The sequence below is a fragment of the Shigella sp. SIG6 genome (genome assembly GCF_053555815.1).
The window spans coordinates 24207-40877 of record NZ_JBQZXC010000002.1 but is presented as its reverse complement, the minus strand read 5'-3'; the positions used below and the strand labels follow the sequence as shown (position 1 = coordinate 40877).

The window sequence follows — 16671 nt, the reverse complement described above, 5'->3', positions numbered from 1 at the left end:
CAAAAATCCATAATAAATATAAGGTTATTGTAATAAACAGATAAGCCTGAATTATGGATGGTGACAGTGTCGGATAGTGCAGGGAAGTGCAAAGAATTTGTAAATGTTGCAGATGGGGGCGCAGAAACGCCCCCGATTTACATTAAGCGATCGCGTTCTCTTCCAGTTCACGCATAAACTGGCGTACCCATTCGATACGCGTTTTCCGCTCACTCAAATCCTGAATAAATTTCAGGCGCGTCGGACCATCAAGGCGGTAATGCTGCGGCTGTTTTTGCAGCAAACCAATCAACCAGGCCGGATTAACGTGATTCTTCTCGGCAAATTCGATCACCCCGCCTTTCTCATTACCTTCCAGCTTCCTGATCCCCAGTTTCTGCGCTTGCTGGCGCAGACGGGCAATATCCAGCAGGGTACGCGCCGGATCTGGCAGCAGGCCGAAGCGATCGATAAGCTCGACTTTGATCTCTTCCAGTTCGTTTTCCGTTTTGGCGCTGGCAATACGTTTGTAGAACGACAGACGCGTGTTCACGTCAGGGATGAAATCATCTGGCAATAGCGACGGCATCCGCAGCTCGACTTCTGTTTGCTGGCTGGTGAGATCTTCCAGCGACGGCTCGCGTCCGGCTTTCAGTGCATCGACGGCGTTTTCCAGCAACTCCATATACAGCGAGAAACCGATGGTTTCCATTGAGCCGCTTTGTTCTTCGCCAAGCAGTTCACCCGCGCCGCGAATCTCCAGATCGTGCGTTGCCAGCGCAAAACCTGCCCCGAGATCTTCCAGCGAGGCAATCGCTTCAAGACGTTTTTGTGCATCGGTAGTCATCGCTTTTGGATGCGGCGTCAGCAGCCATGCATATGCCTGATGATGTGAACGTCCGACGCGACCGCGTAACTGGTGCAGCTGCGCCAGACCGAAGTGATCCGCACGTTCAATGATAATGGTGTTGGCTGTCGGGATGTCGATCCCGGTTTCGATAATGGTGGTACAAACCAGCACGTTGAAACGTTGATGATGGAAATCATTCATCACCCGTTCCAGTTCGCGCTCGCGCATCTGCCCGTGACCGATGGCAATCCGTGCTTCAGGCACCAGTTCTGCCAGCCGTTCGGCGGCTTTCTGAATGTTTTCCACATCATTGTAGAGATAATAAACCTGTCCTCCGCGCAAAATTTCACGCAGGATCGCCTCCCGGACCACCAGGCTGTCATACTCACGGACAAAGGTTTTAACTGCCAGACGACGGGCGGGCGGCGTGGCGATAATCGACAGGTCACGCATTCCGCTCATTGCCATATTCAGCGTACGTGGGATCGGCGTTGCAGTAAGCGTCAGAATATCCACGTTCGCGCGCATCGCTTTAATGCGCTCTTTATGAAGCACCCCGAAGCGGTGTTCTTCATCGACAATCAGCAGGCCTAAATCTTTAAACTTGACGTCACTTTGCAGCAGTTTGTGCGTACCGATCAGAATATCGATTTTCCCTTCCGCCACTTCCGCAAGGATTTGCGTCTGCTCTTTGGCGCTGCGGAAACGGGAGATCATTTCGATACGTACCGGCCAGTTGGCGAAACGGTCGCGGAAGTTGTCGTAATGCTGCTGCGCAAGAAGGGTGGTAGGCACCAACACCGCTACCTGCTTGTGGTTATCTACTGCCAGGAAAGCGGCGCGCATCGCCACTTCTGTTTTACCAAAGCCAACATCGCCGCACACCAGACGATCCATTGCCAGCGGCTGACACATGTCGCTAAGTACCGCATTAATGGCCTGCGCCTGATCCGGCGTGGTTTCAAACGGGAAGCTGTCGCAGAACAACTGATACTGCTCACGATCGTGTTTAAACGCGAAGCCCTCTTTGGCGGCGCGTTGCGCGTAGATATCCAGCAATTCCGCCGCCACATCACGCACTTTTTCCGCCGCTTTCTGCCGCGCGCGTGACCACGCATCGCCGCCAAGTTTATGCAGCGGGGCGTTTTCTTCCGCGCCACCTGCGTAACGGCTAATCAGATGCAGTGACGACACCGGAACATACAGTTTGGCGTCGTTGGCATAGGTGAGCATCAGGTACTCGCCAGTAATGCCGCCAGCTTCCAGCGTGGTCATTCCGGCATAGCGACCGACGCCGTGCTCCAGATGGACCACCGGCTGACCAATATGCAGCTCCGCAAGGTTACGGATCAGTGTATCGGGGTTGATGGTGCGGCGAGAATCCTGACGACGGCGGGCAACACGTTCACCGAGCAGATCGCTTTCGCAGATCAGCGCCAGATTACGCACCTTATCGACAAAACCATGTTCGGCAGCGCCAATCATCAGATAACGCCCACGGTCGCTGGCTTCATCAAGACGCATAATGCGTTGCGGAGCAATTTTAATTCGTGCGAGCAGTTCACCCAGCGCTTCACGGCGACCTTCACTTTCTACCGAGAACACCACCGGACCGTCGAAAGTCTCGAGGAACTTACGCAGCGCATCCAGCGGCGCTTTTTGTTGCGCCTGAACGGCCAGGTCTGGCAGTTTCTGGAAACCTAAATTGGCATTCGCGGCTTTTGTCGGTAAATGTTCAGTTTTTAGCTGCACTCGGGGCCAGTTTTTCAGCTCTGAGAAGAGCTCGTCCACCCGCAGCCAGAGCGATTGTGGTGGCAACAGCGGGCGCATCGGATCGACGCCGCGATTCTCAAAACGCGCCAGCGTGTCAGCCTGGAAACGTTCGGCACTGGTTTCCAGATCGCCAGTATTCACGAGCAAGGTATTGGCAGGGAAATAACTGAACAGCGGCGGCAGTGGTTCGCTGAAGAACAATGGCTGCCAGTACTCGATCCCGGCAGGTAATGTGCCTTTACTCACTTGCTGGTAAATATGTTCCGGATCGCGCTTCACTTCGAAGGTATCGCGCCACTGGCTGCGGAACAGTTCAATTGCCGCTTTATCGGTCGGAAATTCGTGCGCGGGCAGCAGATTGATCGCTTCTACTTCCTCCAGCGTGCGCTGGCTGTCGACGTCAAACACCCGCAGGCTGTCGATTTCATCATCAAAGAAATCAAGACGATAAGGCAGCTCACTCCCCATCGGGAAGAGATCCAGCAACGCGCCGCGCGTGGCGTATTCGCCGTGCTCCATCACCTGGTCAACATGGCGATAACCGGCGCTGTCCAGTTGGGTTCGTAATGCATCTCGTGACAGGCGCTGACCTTTTTTCATCACCAGCGCATGACCGTGGAGAAAACTGTGTGGGCAAACGCGCTGCATAAGCGTATTCACCGGAACAATCAGTACGCCACGCTGCATCGTCGGTAGCTGGTAAAGGGTGGAAAGGCGCGAGGAGATAATGTCCTGATGAGGCGAAAAACTGTCGTAGGGAAGAGTTTCCCAGTCCGCCAGATTCATCACCATCTGATCGGTGAACTGGCTGATTTCATCATGCAAACGCAGAGCATTTTGCATATCTGGTGCAATGAGTACCACCGGACCGGCGTGACGTTCGGCAATTTCCGCTACCAGCGTTGCACAGGCTGCGCCGGTTAACTCGCCCAGCAGACGCTGCTCACCCGCTTTGACGGGCAGCGTATAACGATATTGTTCAGGCATAACGGTTGTCAGATTCTCGTTAGGATATGCCTCAACATATGGGGGCATATCTCTGATAAGCAATGCTGTTCATTATCCGTAATCGACATGGTTTAGCAAATTGAATCGCCCCGGCTGGGGTGATGGTTTAACGAGAGTAACTGACGGCAGCGGGCAGTGAAGGCGGGGAGAACAACAGATCGCTGAATGCACGCTGTGAAAGTTTTCTTACCAGCAAGCCCGCAACAGTACAGATGAACAAACTGACAAAGGGATAAACCAGCAGGAGTGTCAGTTCGACTTGCGGCGACCAGCGTGCTGCGTTCATTTGCGCAAGCAGAGTTAAGCTGAATATTTCAACCAGAATGCGATGGGTGGTGTAGATAGCAATGGTGTTGGAGCCAATCGCATTCAGCAGGCTGGTGGAGCGCATACCGAATCGTTGCTCGTACTGATAAAACAGCTTCATGATCACCACAATCGATACCAGCGACAACAGCAGCGAGATAGTAAACAACCAGGCACCGACCGCCAGAACGGTAAGCAAAGAAGCCATCAGCAGATGGCGGCGCAACGGCACCTCTTTAACACAGGTCATTATTGTTGCGCCAAACCATGCGCCAAGGCTGTAATAAGGCAAATTGCGTATCACACTGTTCATTCCCCACCACGGCGTGGGAACGAAATTAACCGCCACACTCAGCAGTACAAACAAGGCGAATAGTGGCAGCGCCAGACGGCTAAAAATTTTACATACCACGAAATAGACAATTAACGCATACAGATACCACAAGCTGGTGCTGGCGGTGATCATCCCGTGCAGGAACTCACCGGTGGAATCGGCATAAGCGGCATTGGAGGCATTGCTTAAATCGCGCTCAGGTGCCAGCCACTGGTTCAGCGCACTTAACGCCAGCCACTGCACCACGCCCCAAAGCGCCAGCACCCAGAAGATGTTCCAGATCCGTTTATCGAGACAATTTCCCCACGGTACGCTGTCGATATAGCGGCGAATCAAATAGCCGGATATAAAGAAAAAAACCGGCATACGAAAGGGGGCAAGGTAAAGATTGAAATAGATCCAGCATTTGCTCAGGACTTCCGATAACGGATGCTGAAAAGTGGTCATATGCGGATAAAAGGTAATGACCGAGTGATAAATCACCACCAGACAAATACATAACCCTTTGATCTGGTTAATCCATAGCTCTTTTTGTTTCATCAGGACAACACGCTCTTTTTTAATTTACATGTGGTTGATCCTGCTGGTTATGACCCGAGGTGTAATGGGTATCTGTCTGTATTGGATGATTTTTCAGATTAAGATCAGGCGGCAAGATTGATGATAAAACATGGCAATTTAGCCGATTGATTTACGGGGGCTTTTCAGATTAGCCCTGACGATCACTTACAGTTCAGACGTTTACCCATCTTGCTTTCGCTTATATACTCGTGTCTTTGCTACAGCAACCAGACGGATTTCATGTACCAACCTGTCGCTCTATTTATTGGCCTGCGTTACATGCGTGGGCGTGCAGCGGATCGCTTCGGTCGTTTCGTCTCCTGGCTTTCTACCATCGGCATTACCCTCGGGGTGATGGCGCTGGTCACAGTATTGTCAGTGATGAACGGCTTTGAGCGCGAGCTGCAAAACAACATCCTTGGCCTGATGCCACAGGCAATTCTCTCTTCTGAGCATGGCTCTCTTAACCCGCAGCAACTCCCGGAAACGGCAGTCAAACTGGACGGCGTTAATCGCGTCGCACCTATTACTACCGGTGATGTGGTACTGCAAAGCGCGCGCAGCGTGGCGGTCGGGGTGATGCTCGGTATCGACCCGGCGCAAAAAGATCCACTAACGCCGTATCTGGTCAATGTGAAACAAACTGACCTCGAGCCGGGGAAATATAATGTCATCCTCGGCGAACAACTTGCCTCACAGTTGGGCGTCAATCGCGGTGATCAAATCCGCGTGATGGTGCCATCTGCCAGCCAGTTCACGCCGATGGGGCGTATTCCAAGTCAGCGCCTGTTCAATGTGATTGGCACTTTCGCCGCCAACAGTGAAGTCGATGGCTATGAAATGCTGGTGAATATTGAGGATGCCTCGCGTCTGATGCGTTATCCGGCAGCCAATATTACCGGCTGGCGTTTGTGGCTGGATGAGCCGCTGAAAGTTGACTCTTTAAGTCAGCAAAAACTGCCTGAAGGCAGCAAATGGCAGGACTGGCGTGACCGTAAAGGCGAGCTGTTCCAGGCCGTACGCATGGAAAAAAATATGATGGGCTTACTGCTGAGCCTGATTGTCGCTGTTGCGGCGTTTAACATTATTACCTCGCTGGGGCTGATGGTGATGGAGAAGCAGGGCGAAGTCGCGATCCTGCAAACGCAAGGCTTAACTCCGCGACAAATCATGATGGTCTTTATGGTGCAAGGGGCCAGCGCCGGGATTATCGGTGCAATCCTCGGAGCGGCGCTTGGCGCACTGCTTGCCAGCCAGTTAAATAATCTGATGCCGATAATCGGCGTCCTGCTTGATGGCGCGGCGCTGCCGGTGGCTATCGAACCTTTACAGGTCATTGTTATTGCGCTGGTGGCGATGGCTATCGCGCTGCTGTCTACGCTTTACCCTTCATGGCGCGCTGCCGCCACACAACCCGCTGAGGCTTTACGTTATGAATAAGATCCTGTTGCAATGCGACAACCTGTGCAAACGCTATCAGGAAGGCAGTGTGCAAACCGATGTGCTGCACAATGTCAGTTTCAGCGTGGGCGAAGGTGAAATGATGGCAATTGTCGGTAGCTCTGGTTCCGGTAAAAGTACCTTGCTGCACCTGTTAGGCGGGCTGGATACGCCAACCTCCGGCGATGTGATCTTTAACGGTCAGCCGATGAGCAAACTGTCTTCAGCGGCGAAAGCAGAACTGCGCAACCAGAAGCTGGGCTTTATTTATCAGTTTCACCACCTGCTGCCGGATTTTACTGCCCTGGAAAACGTGGCTATGCCACTGCTGATTGGCAAGAAAAAGCCCGCTGAAATCAACAGCCGTGCACTGGAGATGTTAAAAGCGGTGGGGCTGGAGCATCGTGCGAATCACCGCCCATCTGAACTTTCTGGCGGCGAACGCCAGCGTGTAGCGATTGCCCGTGCACTGGTCAATAATCCGCGTCTGGTACTGGCGGATGAACCTACCGGTAACCTCGATGCGCGTAACGCCGACAGCATCTTCCAGTTGCTTGGGGAGTTGAATCGCTTGCAGGGCACCGCTTTCCTGGTGGTCACTCACGACCTGCAACTGGCGAAACGTATGAGCCGCCAACTGGAAATGCGTGATGGACGTCTGACGGCGGAACTGAGCCTGATGGGGGCGGAGTAATGGCGATGCCTTTATCGTTATTGATTGGCCTGCGTTTTAGTCGCGGACGGCGACGCGGCGGCATGGTGTCGCTAATCTCTGTCATTTCTACCATTGGCATTGCCCTCGGCGTGGCGGTATTGATCGTCGGCTTAAGCGCGATGAACGGCTTTGAACGCGAACTGAATAACCGCATTCTGGCGGTGGTGCCGCATGGCGAAATCGAAGCGGTAAATCAGCCATGGACTAACTGGCAGGAAGCACTGGATAACGTGCAGAAAGTGCCGGGTATTGCCGCCGCTGCGCCGTATATCAATTTCACCGGTCTGGTGGAAAGTGGAGCGAATCTGCGCGCAATCCAGGTGAAGGGCGTTAACCCACAACAGGAACAGCGTCTGAGCGCATTACCCTCGTTTGTTCAGGGGGATGCGTGGCGCAATTTTAAAGCGGGCGAACAGCAAATTATCATCGGCAAAGGCGTGGCGGATGCGCTGAAAGTGAAGCAGGGCGATTGGGTGTCGATCATGATCCCCAACTCGAATCCCGAGCATAAACTGATGCAGCCAAAACGTGTGCGTTTGCACATTGCCGGTATTTTGCAGTTGAGTGGTCAACTCGATCACAGTTTTGCCATGATCCCGCTGGCGGATGCCCAACAATATCTTGATATGGGTTCCAGCGTGTCAGGTATTGCCCTTAAAATGACGGATGTTTTCAACGCCAATAAGCTGGTACGCGATGCGGGTGAAGTGACCAACAGCTATGTTTATATTAAAAGTTGGATTGGTACTTACGGCTATATGTATCGCGATATCCAGATGATCCGCGCCATTATGTATCTGGCGATGGTACTGGTGATTGGCGTGGCCTGTTTCAACATCGTCTCCACCTTAGTGATGGCGGTGAAAGACAAGAGTGGCGATATCGCAGTATTAAGAACGCTGGGGGCGAAAGATGGTTTAATTCGCGCCATCTTTGTCTGGTATGGATTGCTGGCAGGGCTGTTCGGCAGCCTGTGTGGGGTGGTTATCGGCGTAGTTGTTTCACTGCAACTTACCCCGATTATTGAGTGGATTGAAAAGCTGATCGGTCATCAGTTCCTCTCCAGCGATATCTATTTTATTGACTTCCTGCCATCGGAATTGCACTGGCTGGACGTCTTCTACGTACTGGTCACAGCATTGTTGCTGAGTCTTTTGGCAAGTTGGTATCCGGCGCGGCGCGCCAGTAATATTGACCCTGCGCGAGTCCTTAGCGGCCAGTAAAGGCAGTACATTAAAACAAGGAGCGGCAATGTATTACGGGTTTGATATTGGTGGAACAAAAATTGCGCTTGGCGTGTTTGATAGCGGTCGGCAGTTGCAGTGGGAAAAGCGGGTGCCGACACCGCGTGACAGCTATGACGCATTTTTAGATGCAGTGTGTGAGCTGGTAGCTGAAGCTGACCAACGTTTTGGCTGTAAAGGTTCTGTCGGCATCGGTATTCCGGGAATGCCGGAAACAGAAGATGGTAAGCTGTATGCCGCTAATGTCCCCGCTGCCAGCGGCAAACCGCTGCGTGCCGACCTGAGCGCACGTCTTGATCGCGATGTACGCCTTGATAACGATGCCAACTGTTTTGCCCTTTCAGAAGCCTGGGATGATGAATTTACGCAATATCCACTGGTGATGGGGTTAATTCTCGGCACCGGCGTTGGCGGCGGGCTGATTTTCAACGGCAAACCGATTACTGGTAAAAGCTACATTACCGGCGAGTTTGGCCATATGCGTCTGCCGGTTGATGCGTTAACCATGATGGGGTTGGATTTCCCGTTACGCCGCTGCGGCTGTGGTCAGCATGGCTGCATTGAAAATTATCTGTCTGGTCGCGGTTTTGCGTGGCTGTATCAACACTATTATCATCAACCGTTGCAGGCTCCCGAAATTATTGCGCTTTATGATCAAGGCGATGAGCAGGCAAGGGCGCACGTTGAGCGTTATCTGGATTTATTAGCGGTTTCTCTGGGAAATATCCTGACCATTGTTGACCCTGACCTGGTCGTCATTGGTGGTGGCTTATCGAATTTCCCGGCAATCACAACGCAACTGGCGGACAGGTTGCCTTGTCATCTCTTACCTGTAGCTCGTGTTCCGCGCATTGAACGCGCGCGCCACGGTGATGCGGGAGGAATGCGTGGTGCGGCCTTCCTACATCTAACCGATTAAACAACAGAGGTTGCTATGCTGTCGCGTCGGGGTCATCGGTTAAGTCGTTTTCGTAAAAATAAACGTCGCCTGCGCGAGCGTTTGCGTCAGCGTATTTTTTTCAGAGATAAAGTGGTGCCGGAAGCAATGGAAAAACCAAGAGTACTCGTACTGACAGGGGCAGGAATTTCTGCGGAATCAGGTATTCGTACCTTTCGCGCCGCAGATGGCTTGTGGGAAGAACATCGGGTTGAAGATGTGGCAACGCCGGAAGGTTTCGATCGCGATCCTGAACTGGTGCAAGCGTTTTATAACGCCCGTCGTCGACAGCTGCAGCAGCCAGAAATTCAGCCTAACGCCGCGCATCTTGCGCTGGCTAAACTGCAAGACGCTCTCGGCGATCGCTTTTTGCTGGTAACGCAGAATATAGACAACCTGCATGAACGCGCAGGTAATACCAATGTCATTCATATGCATGGGGTATTGCTGAAAGTTCGTTGTTCGCAAAGTGGTCAGGTTCTCGACTGGACCGGAGAGGTTACGCCAGAAGATAAATGCCATTGTTGCCAGTTCCCGGCACCCTTGCGCCCGCACGTCGTTTGGTTTGGCGAAATGCCACTCGGCATGGATGAAATTTATATGGCGTTGTCGATGGCGGATGTCTTTATTGCCATTGGTACTTCCGGGCATGTCTATCCGGCGGCTGGGTTTGTACACGAAGCCAAACTACATGGTGCTCACACCGTTGAACTGAATCTTGAACCGAGTCAGGTTGGTAATGAATTTGCCGAGAAATATTACGGCCCGGCAAGCCAGGTGGTGCCAGAATTTGTTGAAAAGTTGCTGGAGGGATTATAAAGCAGGAAGCATTGCCTGATGCGCTACGCTTATCAGGCCTACAAGCGGACCACAATACCGACGAAAGAGCGGGATAAAACTTTACTGTCCTGACTCATTAGCCACATCCTTGCTAACTAAAAAACGGGCGGTAATACCACCGCCCGCTTGCTGAATTAACGTCCTGCTTTCAGCTTCTGATAATACTCTTCATAAATGCTGCTGGCTGCGCCAACGTCATTCTGCCATTCGCCATTTTTAATGGTTTCAGCATCCGGGTAGAGCGTCTTATCGTTTGCCACTTCTGGACTTAACAGCTTACGCGCCGCAAGGTTTGGCGTTGGATAACCGATAGTTTCAGCAACCTGTTTTGCCACATCCGGGCGCAGCAGGAAGTTGATCAATTTCAGCGCGCCTTCTTTGTTTTTGGCATTTGCCGGGATCGCCAGGCTGTCCATCCAGAATATGCCGCCTTCTTTCGGCCACACCACGTCAATAGGCGTACCCGCCTGGCGTGCAACGAAAGCAGAACCGTTCCAGATCATGCCGAGGTTAACTTCGCCTTCCATGTACGGGTTAGCCGGGTTATCGGAGTTAAACGCTGCGACGTTTGGCATCAGTTTTTTCAGCTCGTTATATGCAGCTTCAATCTCTTTCGGATCGGTGGTGTTACCGGAGTAGCCCAGCTTACGCAGCGCCATCTGGAACACTTCACGGGCATCGTCGGTCAACAGCAGGCTGCCTTTGTACTCTGGCTTCCACAGATCGGCCCAGCTGGTGACAGATTTCGGATCCACCGCATCACCGTTAACACCAATCGCCGTCGCACCCCAGATATACGGAATGGAGTAGTCGTTATTCGGGTCAAAAGGCTTGTTGAGCATGTCTGGATCGAGATTGCTGAAGTTCGTTAACTTCGACTTGTCGATCTTCTGGATCATCCCCTCTTTACGCATTTTATCGACGTAATAGGTTGAAGGAACCACCAGGTCATAGGCACCGTCTTTGTACGTTTTCAGCTTGGCGTACATGGTTTCGTTCGACTCGTAAGTCGAATAGATAACCTTAATACCGGTTTCTTTGGTGAACTGTTCAAGCAGTCCTGGCGGCACGTACTCGGTCCAGTTGTAGAAATACAGCGTGTTGTTGTCATCGGCGTGAGCGGCGCTCATGCCCAGTGCCAGAGCACCCGCCGCGAGCAGGTGGCGTGACCATTTTTTCATTTAACGTCCCCTGTGTTACCTTTCGTTTTATCACGAGCAATAAGCTGGCTGGCAATAACCATCACCAGCGACAGCACCAGTAATATGGTTGCCAGCGCGTTAACTTCCGGCGATACGCCGACTTTGACCATCGAATAAATTTTTAACGGCAGAATTTCATAACTTGGTCCGGTGACGAACGAAGAAACTACCACATCGTCCATCGACAGGGTAAAGCTTAACACCCAGCCCGCCGCCACCGCTGGCATTGCCAGTGGCAGAATGATTTTTCGCAGAATGGTAAATTCGCTGGCACCGAGATCTTTCGCCGCTTCCAGCATCCGCACGTCAAAACCTTTCAGGCGCGAATACACCGTCACCACCACAAATGGCAGGCAGAAGGTGATATGCGAGAACAGCAGCGACCAGAAGCCAAGCTGAATACCCAGCAGCATAAACAGCACCAGCAGCGAAATTGCCATCACGATATCTGGTGACATCATTACCACAAACAGCATTCCGCTAACGAACGGCTTACCGCGAAAGCGATAACGGTACAGCGCAACTGCCGTCAGTGAACCGATAAGCGTAGCAAACGTCGCCGAAAACACCGCCATTGTTAGTGAATGCTGCGCTGCCTGTAACAGGCTGTCGTTGTTCATCAGCAGGCTATACCATTTGGTGGTAAAACCCTGCCAGTTGATGCCAAAGCGCGAGCTGTTAAAGGAGTTCACAATCAAAATAATGATTGGGATATACAGGTACGCGTAGATAGCGGTCATAAAACCGCCGCGAAGCAGTCGACCGATCATTCGAGTTCCACCTTCTTATTCAGCAAACGAGAAGCGCGCCAGTAAACCAGCAACATCAGGCCCATTACGATAGTCAGCGTAATGCTGGTGGCTGCACCAAACGGCCAGTCACGAATATTGAGGAACTGTACCTTGATGACGTTACCGATCAGCAGGTTTTTCGCACCGCCCATCAGGTCGGACACATAGAACAGGCCCATCGCTGGCAGCATCACCAGCAGACATCCGGCAATAATCCCCGGCATCGTCAGTGGAATAATGATGCGGATAAAAGTCTGTAACTTGCTGGCACCGAGATCGCGCGCCGCCTCAAGCAACGGCTTATCCAGTTTTTCGATACTGGAGTACAGCGGCATCACCATAAACGGCAGCAGAATGTAAACCAGACCGATAATCACCGCACTGGGCGTGAACATGATACGGATTGGTGTGTCGATAACGCCCAGCCAGAGCAAAAACTCGTTGAGATAGCCTTTGGTGCTGAGGAAAATTTTCAGCCCGTAGATACGAATCAATGAGTTGGTCCAGAACGGAACAATCAGCAGAAACAGCAGCAGCGGACGCACCTTGTGTGGCAGCTTCGCCAGAAACCAGGCAAATGGATAGCCCAGCACCAGGCAGGCGAGGGTGGCGATCAGCGCCATATTCAGCGAGTGCAATAGCACTTCAAAATAGAGCGGATCGAGCAGACGCGTGTAGTTATCCAGCGTAAAGACCATTTTGACGAAACTGGCGTCGTCGCGGGTCAAAAAGCTGGTGCCAATGATCATCAGGTTGGGCAGAAAGACAAACAACACAAGCCAACCGACAATAGTGACAATCACTACATTCTGGAACTTACTTGTGTTCTTCATCAGCCAGTACGACCTCCCAGCTTTCTACCCAATTAATGGCCATTTTTTGGTCGAGAGAGTGGTCAAAGTCAGGATCGTCTTCATTGAAGAATTCGCTGACCATCACCATCTTGCCATTTTCCAGTTCAACAACCGACTCCAGCGTCATGCCTTTGTAGTTACGCTCACGAACGTAACCAATCAGCCCTTCAGCGTGGTTGTCGTCGTTAATCTCTTCAACACGTAAGTCTTCCGGGCGCAGCAGAACATGCAGTTTTTGCCCCGGTTCAACGGCGAAGTTAACGTAGATATTACATTCGCGGCCTTCAACGTTGGCGCGTACGCGCTGCTCGTCGAGTCGCTCGATCACCGTGGCGTTAAACATATTAATTTCGCCAATGAACCCGGCAACAAACAGGTTTTTCGGCTCTTCGTAGATTTCACGCGGCGTGCCGTCTTGCTCAATGCGACCATCGCGCATCACCACAATCCTGTCCGACATGGTGAGTGCTTCTTCCTGGTCGTGAGTCACGAAAACGAATGTAATGCCAAGCTTACGCTGTAACGCTTTCAGCTCGTTCTGCATTTGCTTACGCAGTTTGTAATCCAGCGCTGAGAGCGACTCATCCAGCAACAACAGACGAGGCTTGTTAACCACCGCGCGAGCAATGGCGACGCGTTGCTGTTGACCACCAGAGAGCTGATGCGGTTTACGTTGAGCGAAGGTTTCCAGCTGCACCATCCGCAGGGCTTCCATCACGCGGGGCGTAATTTCAGCAGCGGGGGTTTTTTGCATGCGCAACCCAAAGGCCACATTTTCGAACACGGTCATGTGGGGGAAAAGTGCATAGCTTTGGAAAACAGTGTTCACATAGCGGTTTTCCGCCGGAACGTGGGTGATGTCCTCGTTATCCAGCATGATGCGTCCGGAATCAACAGTTTCCAGACCTGCAATCAGGCGAAGAACGGTTGTTTTACCGCAGCCAGAAGGGCCAAGCAGCGTGAGGAACTCGCCATTGTTGATAGTCAGATCCAGCTGGGGAATGACCTCTTTACCATCAAAGCATTTGCGAATTCCCGCCAATTGCACCAGCGGTGAAAGCGAACTCGGTTGTTTATTCAATTTTTTACTCTGTCCCATGTAAACGCAACGGATGGCTTACCGATGCGGGGTTTGTGGTTAACCACCTTGGTGACTCTTAATGAGGGCGGTAATTCTACGGCAAACCGCTTGAATCGCCAATCTTTGTTGTGAATTACTGGCTTAGCTTTATATTCATTAAGGTAATGCTGATAAATATTCCCGCTTGCAGGGGTAAAAGTGACCTGACGCAATATTTGTCTTTTCTTGCTTCTTAATAATGTTGTCACAAAAAGTGAGGGTGACTACATGGATAAACTACTTGAGCGATTTTTGAACTACGTGTCTCTGGATACCCAATCAAAAGCAGGGGTGAGACAGGTTCCCAGCACGGAAGGCCAATGGAAGTTATTGCATCTGCTGAAAGAGCAGCTCGAAGAAATGGGGCTTATCAATGTGACCTTAAGTGAGAAGGGCACTTTGATGGCGACGTTACCGGCTAACGTCCCTGGCGATATCCCGGCGATTGGCTTTATTTCTCATGTGGATACCTCACCGGATTGCAGCGGCAAAAATGTTAATCCGCAAATTGTTGAAAACTATCGCGGTGGCGATATTGCGCTGGGTATCGGCGATGAAGTTTTATCACCGGTTATGTTCCCGGTGCTGCATCAGCTACTGGGTCAGACGTTGATTACCACCGATGGTAAAACCTTGTTAGGTGCCGATGACAAAGCAGGTATTGCAGAAATCATGACCGCGCTGGCGGTATTGCAACAGAAAAACATTCCGCATGGTGATATTCGCGTCGCCTTTACCCCGGATGAAGAAGTGGGCAAAGGGGCGAAACATTTTGATGTTGATGCCTTCGATGCCCGCTGGGCTTACACTGTTGACGGTGGTGGCGTAGGCGAACTGGAGTTTGAAAACTTCAACGCCGCATCGGTCAATATCAAAATTGTCGGTAACAATGTTCATCCGGGCACGGCGAAAGGAGTGATGGTAAATGCGCTGTCGCTGGCGGCACGTATTCATGCGGAAGTTCCGGCGGATGAAAGCCCGGAAATGACAGAAGGCTATGAAGGTTTCTATCACCTGGCGAGCATGAAAGGCACCGTTGAACGGGCCGATATGCACTACATCATCCGTGATTTCGACCGTAAACAGTTTGAAGCGCGTAAACGTAAAATGATGGAGATCGCCAAAAAAGTGGGCAAAGGGTTACATCCTGATTGCTACATTGAATTGGTGATTGAAGACAGTTACTACAATATGCGCGAGAAAGTGGTTGAGCATCCGCATATTCTCGATATCGCCCAGCAGGCGATGCGTGACTGCGATATTGAACCGGAACTGAAACCGATCCGCGGCGGTACCGACGGCGCGCAGTTGTCGTTTATGGGATTACCTTGCCCGAACCTGTTCACTGGCGGTTACAACTATCATGGTAAGCATGAGTTTGTGACTCTGGAAGGTATGGAAAAAGCGGTGCAGGTGATCGTCCGTATTGCCGAGTTAACGGCGCAACGGAAGTAAGCGAAAAGGGATGCGGCATGTGATGCTGCATCCGGCTTAAATCCAAACTTACCCTTCGAAGAACCAATACCCGCTATTGACCAGCGCCGCGAGCATCGCGAGGAATGACGGATCTTCCAGCGCATCGTCAAAATTCTCCGCAGTCAGCGCAATGTTGCTGGCGAGTGCATCCAGTGCCGGACGGTGCGGGGAATCGATCTTCTCACCATTGGCATACACGTCGTCGCCAATGCGCAATACGCGCAGACCACCCAGGCGCACCAGCACATCACCTTGTTTCAGCGCATCGTAGATTTCATCTGGCTGATAAGGCGGTTCCGGCGGCGCGATATCCAGTTCATGACGTGACTGGGATATAAACTCGCCAAACCATTGCTTAAAGTGTTCCGGCTGGTTGATCAATTCGAGCATCATCTCACGCAGTTTATCCATCTCTTGCGGCAGAACATCCGCAGGATGAGCGCGAGGTGGAACATCCGGATCGCTGTAGTAGTTGCCGCCCAGTTCACGTTGCAGCACATAATCGGCAAATCCGCTAATTAATTCCCGCGTATTTGGCGCGCGAAAACCCACGGAATAGTTCATCGCATTTTCCAGCGCGTAGCCTTCATGCGGGAATCCTGGCGGAATATAAAGAATATCACCAGGCTCCAGCTCTTCATCGATGATGGCTTCGAACGGATCGACCTGTAACAGATCCGGATGTGGGCAGTGCTGTTTCATTTGCAGCTTTTCGCCCACTCGCCAGCGACGACGTCCGGTACCCTGAATGATAAACACGTCGTACTGATCGAGATGCGGGCCGACGCCGCCGCCAGGTACAGAAAAAGAAATCATCAGATCATCAATACGCCAGTCCGGTAGTTCACGGAACGGTCGCATCAGCGCGGCGGTCGGCTCATGCCAGTGGTTTACTGCCTGTACCAGTAATGACCAGTTGGTTTCACCGAGATGATCGTAGCTTTCGAACGGGCCGTGGCTGACCTGCCATTTGCCATCCTGGTGACTGACCAGTCGACTGTCAACTTCGCTTTCCATCGCCAGACCCGCCAACTCGTCTGGAGAGATCGGGTCAATAAAATTATTAAAGCCGCGTTTTAACACCACCGGGCGTTTCTGCCAGTGACGTTCAAGAAAATCGGGCCAGTTAAGAGTGAGTTGGTATTCCATGTTAAGCATCCACAGGCTGGTATCTGCAACCGATTATAACGGATGCTTAACGTAATGCGTGAAGTATGACATATTTTATCAATTAGTGTTTT

At 51.8% G+C, this 16671-nt stretch carries 13 protein-coding genes; 6 read left to right on the top strand and 7 right to left on the bottom strand.

What is annotated here, in order from left to right:
* Positions 1 to 142: 142 nt before the first annotated feature.
* Together mfd and ACUU1M_RS00710 are read right to left on the bottom strand one after the other, a co-directional pair.
* A complete protein-coding gene (gene mfd / locus ACUU1M_RS00715; RefSeq protein WP_005074395.1) occupies positions 143 to 3589 on the bottom strand; it encodes a transcription-repair coupling factor in 3447 nt (1148 codons plus the stop codon).
* A 127-nt stretch (positions 3590 to 3716) separates the two neighbouring features.
* Entirely contained in the window at positions 3717 to 4790 is a 1074-nt protein-coding gene (locus ACUU1M_RS00710; RefSeq protein ID WP_134799695.1) for an acyltransferase family protein, read from the bottom strand.
* A gap of 261 nt (positions 4791 to 5051) precedes the next feature.
* Between ACUU1M_RS00710 and lolC the strand changes: the two genes are divergently transcribed.
* From lolC to cobB, 5 genes are read left to right on the top strand one after another with little or no spacing between them, the layout of a single operon-like run.
* Positions 5052 to 6251: a lipoprotein-releasing ABC transporter permease subunit LolC gene (gene lolC / locus ACUU1M_RS00705; RefSeq protein ID WP_005067807.1), complete on the top strand. Its 1200-nt coding sequence runs from the start codon at positions 5052 to 5054 to the stop codon at positions 6249 to 6251.
* Positions 6244 to 6945, top strand: a complete 702-nt coding sequence (gene lolD / locus ACUU1M_RS00700; protein WP_001033695.1) for a lipoprotein-releasing ABC transporter ATP-binding protein LolD — start codon at positions 6244 to 6246, stop codon at positions 6943 to 6945. The genes lolC and lolD overlap by 8 nt, the downstream gene beginning before the upstream one ends.
* On the top strand, positions 6945 to 8189 hold the full coding sequence (gene lolE, locus ACUU1M_RS00695; protein WP_001251390.1) for a lipoprotein-releasing ABC transporter permease subunit LolE: 1245 nt from the start codon (positions 6945 to 6947) through the stop codon (positions 8187 to 8189). The genes lolD and lolE overlap by 1 nt, the downstream gene beginning before the upstream one ends.
* A 28-nt stretch (positions 8190 to 8217) precedes the next feature.
* Complete coding sequence (gene nagK / locus ACUU1M_RS00690; protein WP_000291254.1) at positions 8218 to 9129, top strand: N-acetylglucosamine kinase; 912 nt, start codon at positions 8218 to 8220, stop codon at positions 9127 to 9129.
* Positions 9130 to 9144: 15 nt separating this feature from the next.
* Positions 9145 to 9966, top strand: a complete 822-nt coding sequence (gene cobB, locus ACUU1M_RS00685; RefSeq protein ID WP_000952742.1) for a Sir2 family NAD+-dependent deacetylase — start codon at positions 9145 to 9147, stop codon at positions 9964 to 9966.
* A 155-nt stretch (positions 9967 to 10121) separates the two neighbouring features.
* Here the strand turns inward: cobB and potD are convergent, their stop codons facing one another.
* Genes potD through potA form a run of 4 tightly spaced genes read right to left on the bottom strand, consistent with a single transcriptional unit; the run spans position 10122 to position 13933 of the window.
* On the bottom strand, positions 10122 to 11168 hold the full coding sequence (gene potD, locus ACUU1M_RS00680) for a spermidine/putrescine ABC transporter substrate-binding protein PotD (protein WP_000759317.1): 1047 nt from the start codon (positions 11166 to 11168) through the stop codon (positions 10122 to 10124).
* Positions 11165 to 11959 (bottom strand): spermidine/putrescine ABC transporter permease PotC, encoded by a 795-nt coding sequence (gene potC, locus ACUU1M_RS00675; RefSeq protein WP_000580316.1) that lies wholly within the window; start codon positions 11957 to 11959, stop codon positions 11165 to 11167. Before potC ends, potD begins: the two co-directional genes overlap by 4 nt.
* A complete protein-coding gene (gene potB, locus ACUU1M_RS00670; RefSeq protein ID WP_000799401.1) occupies positions 11956 to 12813 on the bottom strand; it encodes a spermidine/putrescine ABC transporter permease PotB in 858 nt (285 codons plus the stop codon). The genes potC and potB overlap by 4 nt, the downstream gene beginning before the upstream one ends.
* Positions 12797 to 13933 carry a spermidine/putrescine ABC transporter ATP-binding protein PotA gene (gene potA / locus ACUU1M_RS00665; RefSeq protein ID WP_000531594.1) on the bottom strand — a complete coding sequence of 379 codons (1137 nt, stop codon included), beginning with the start codon at positions 13931 to 13933 and terminating at the stop codon, positions 12797 to 12799. Before potA ends, potB begins: the two co-directional genes overlap by 17 nt.
* 249 nt (positions 13934 to 14182) lie before the next feature.
* On the opposite strand from potA, the gene pepT reads away from it, so the two are divergent.
* On the top strand, positions 14183 to 15409 hold the full coding sequence (pepT, locus tag ACUU1M_RS00660) for a peptidase T (RefSeq protein ID WP_000359446.1): 1227 nt from the start codon (positions 14183 to 14185) through the stop codon (positions 15407 to 15409).
* 48 nt (positions 15410 to 15457) lie between these two features.
* Here pepT and roxA read toward each other — a convergent pair whose 3' ends face one another.
* Positions 15458 to 16579 carry a [50S ribosomal protein L16]-arginine 3-hydroxylase gene (roxA, locus tag ACUU1M_RS00655; RefSeq protein WP_005074402.1) on the bottom strand — a complete coding sequence of 374 codons (1122 nt, stop codon included), beginning with the start codon at positions 16577 to 16579 and terminating at the stop codon, positions 15458 to 15460.
* Positions 16580 to 16671 lie beyond the last annotated feature (92 nt).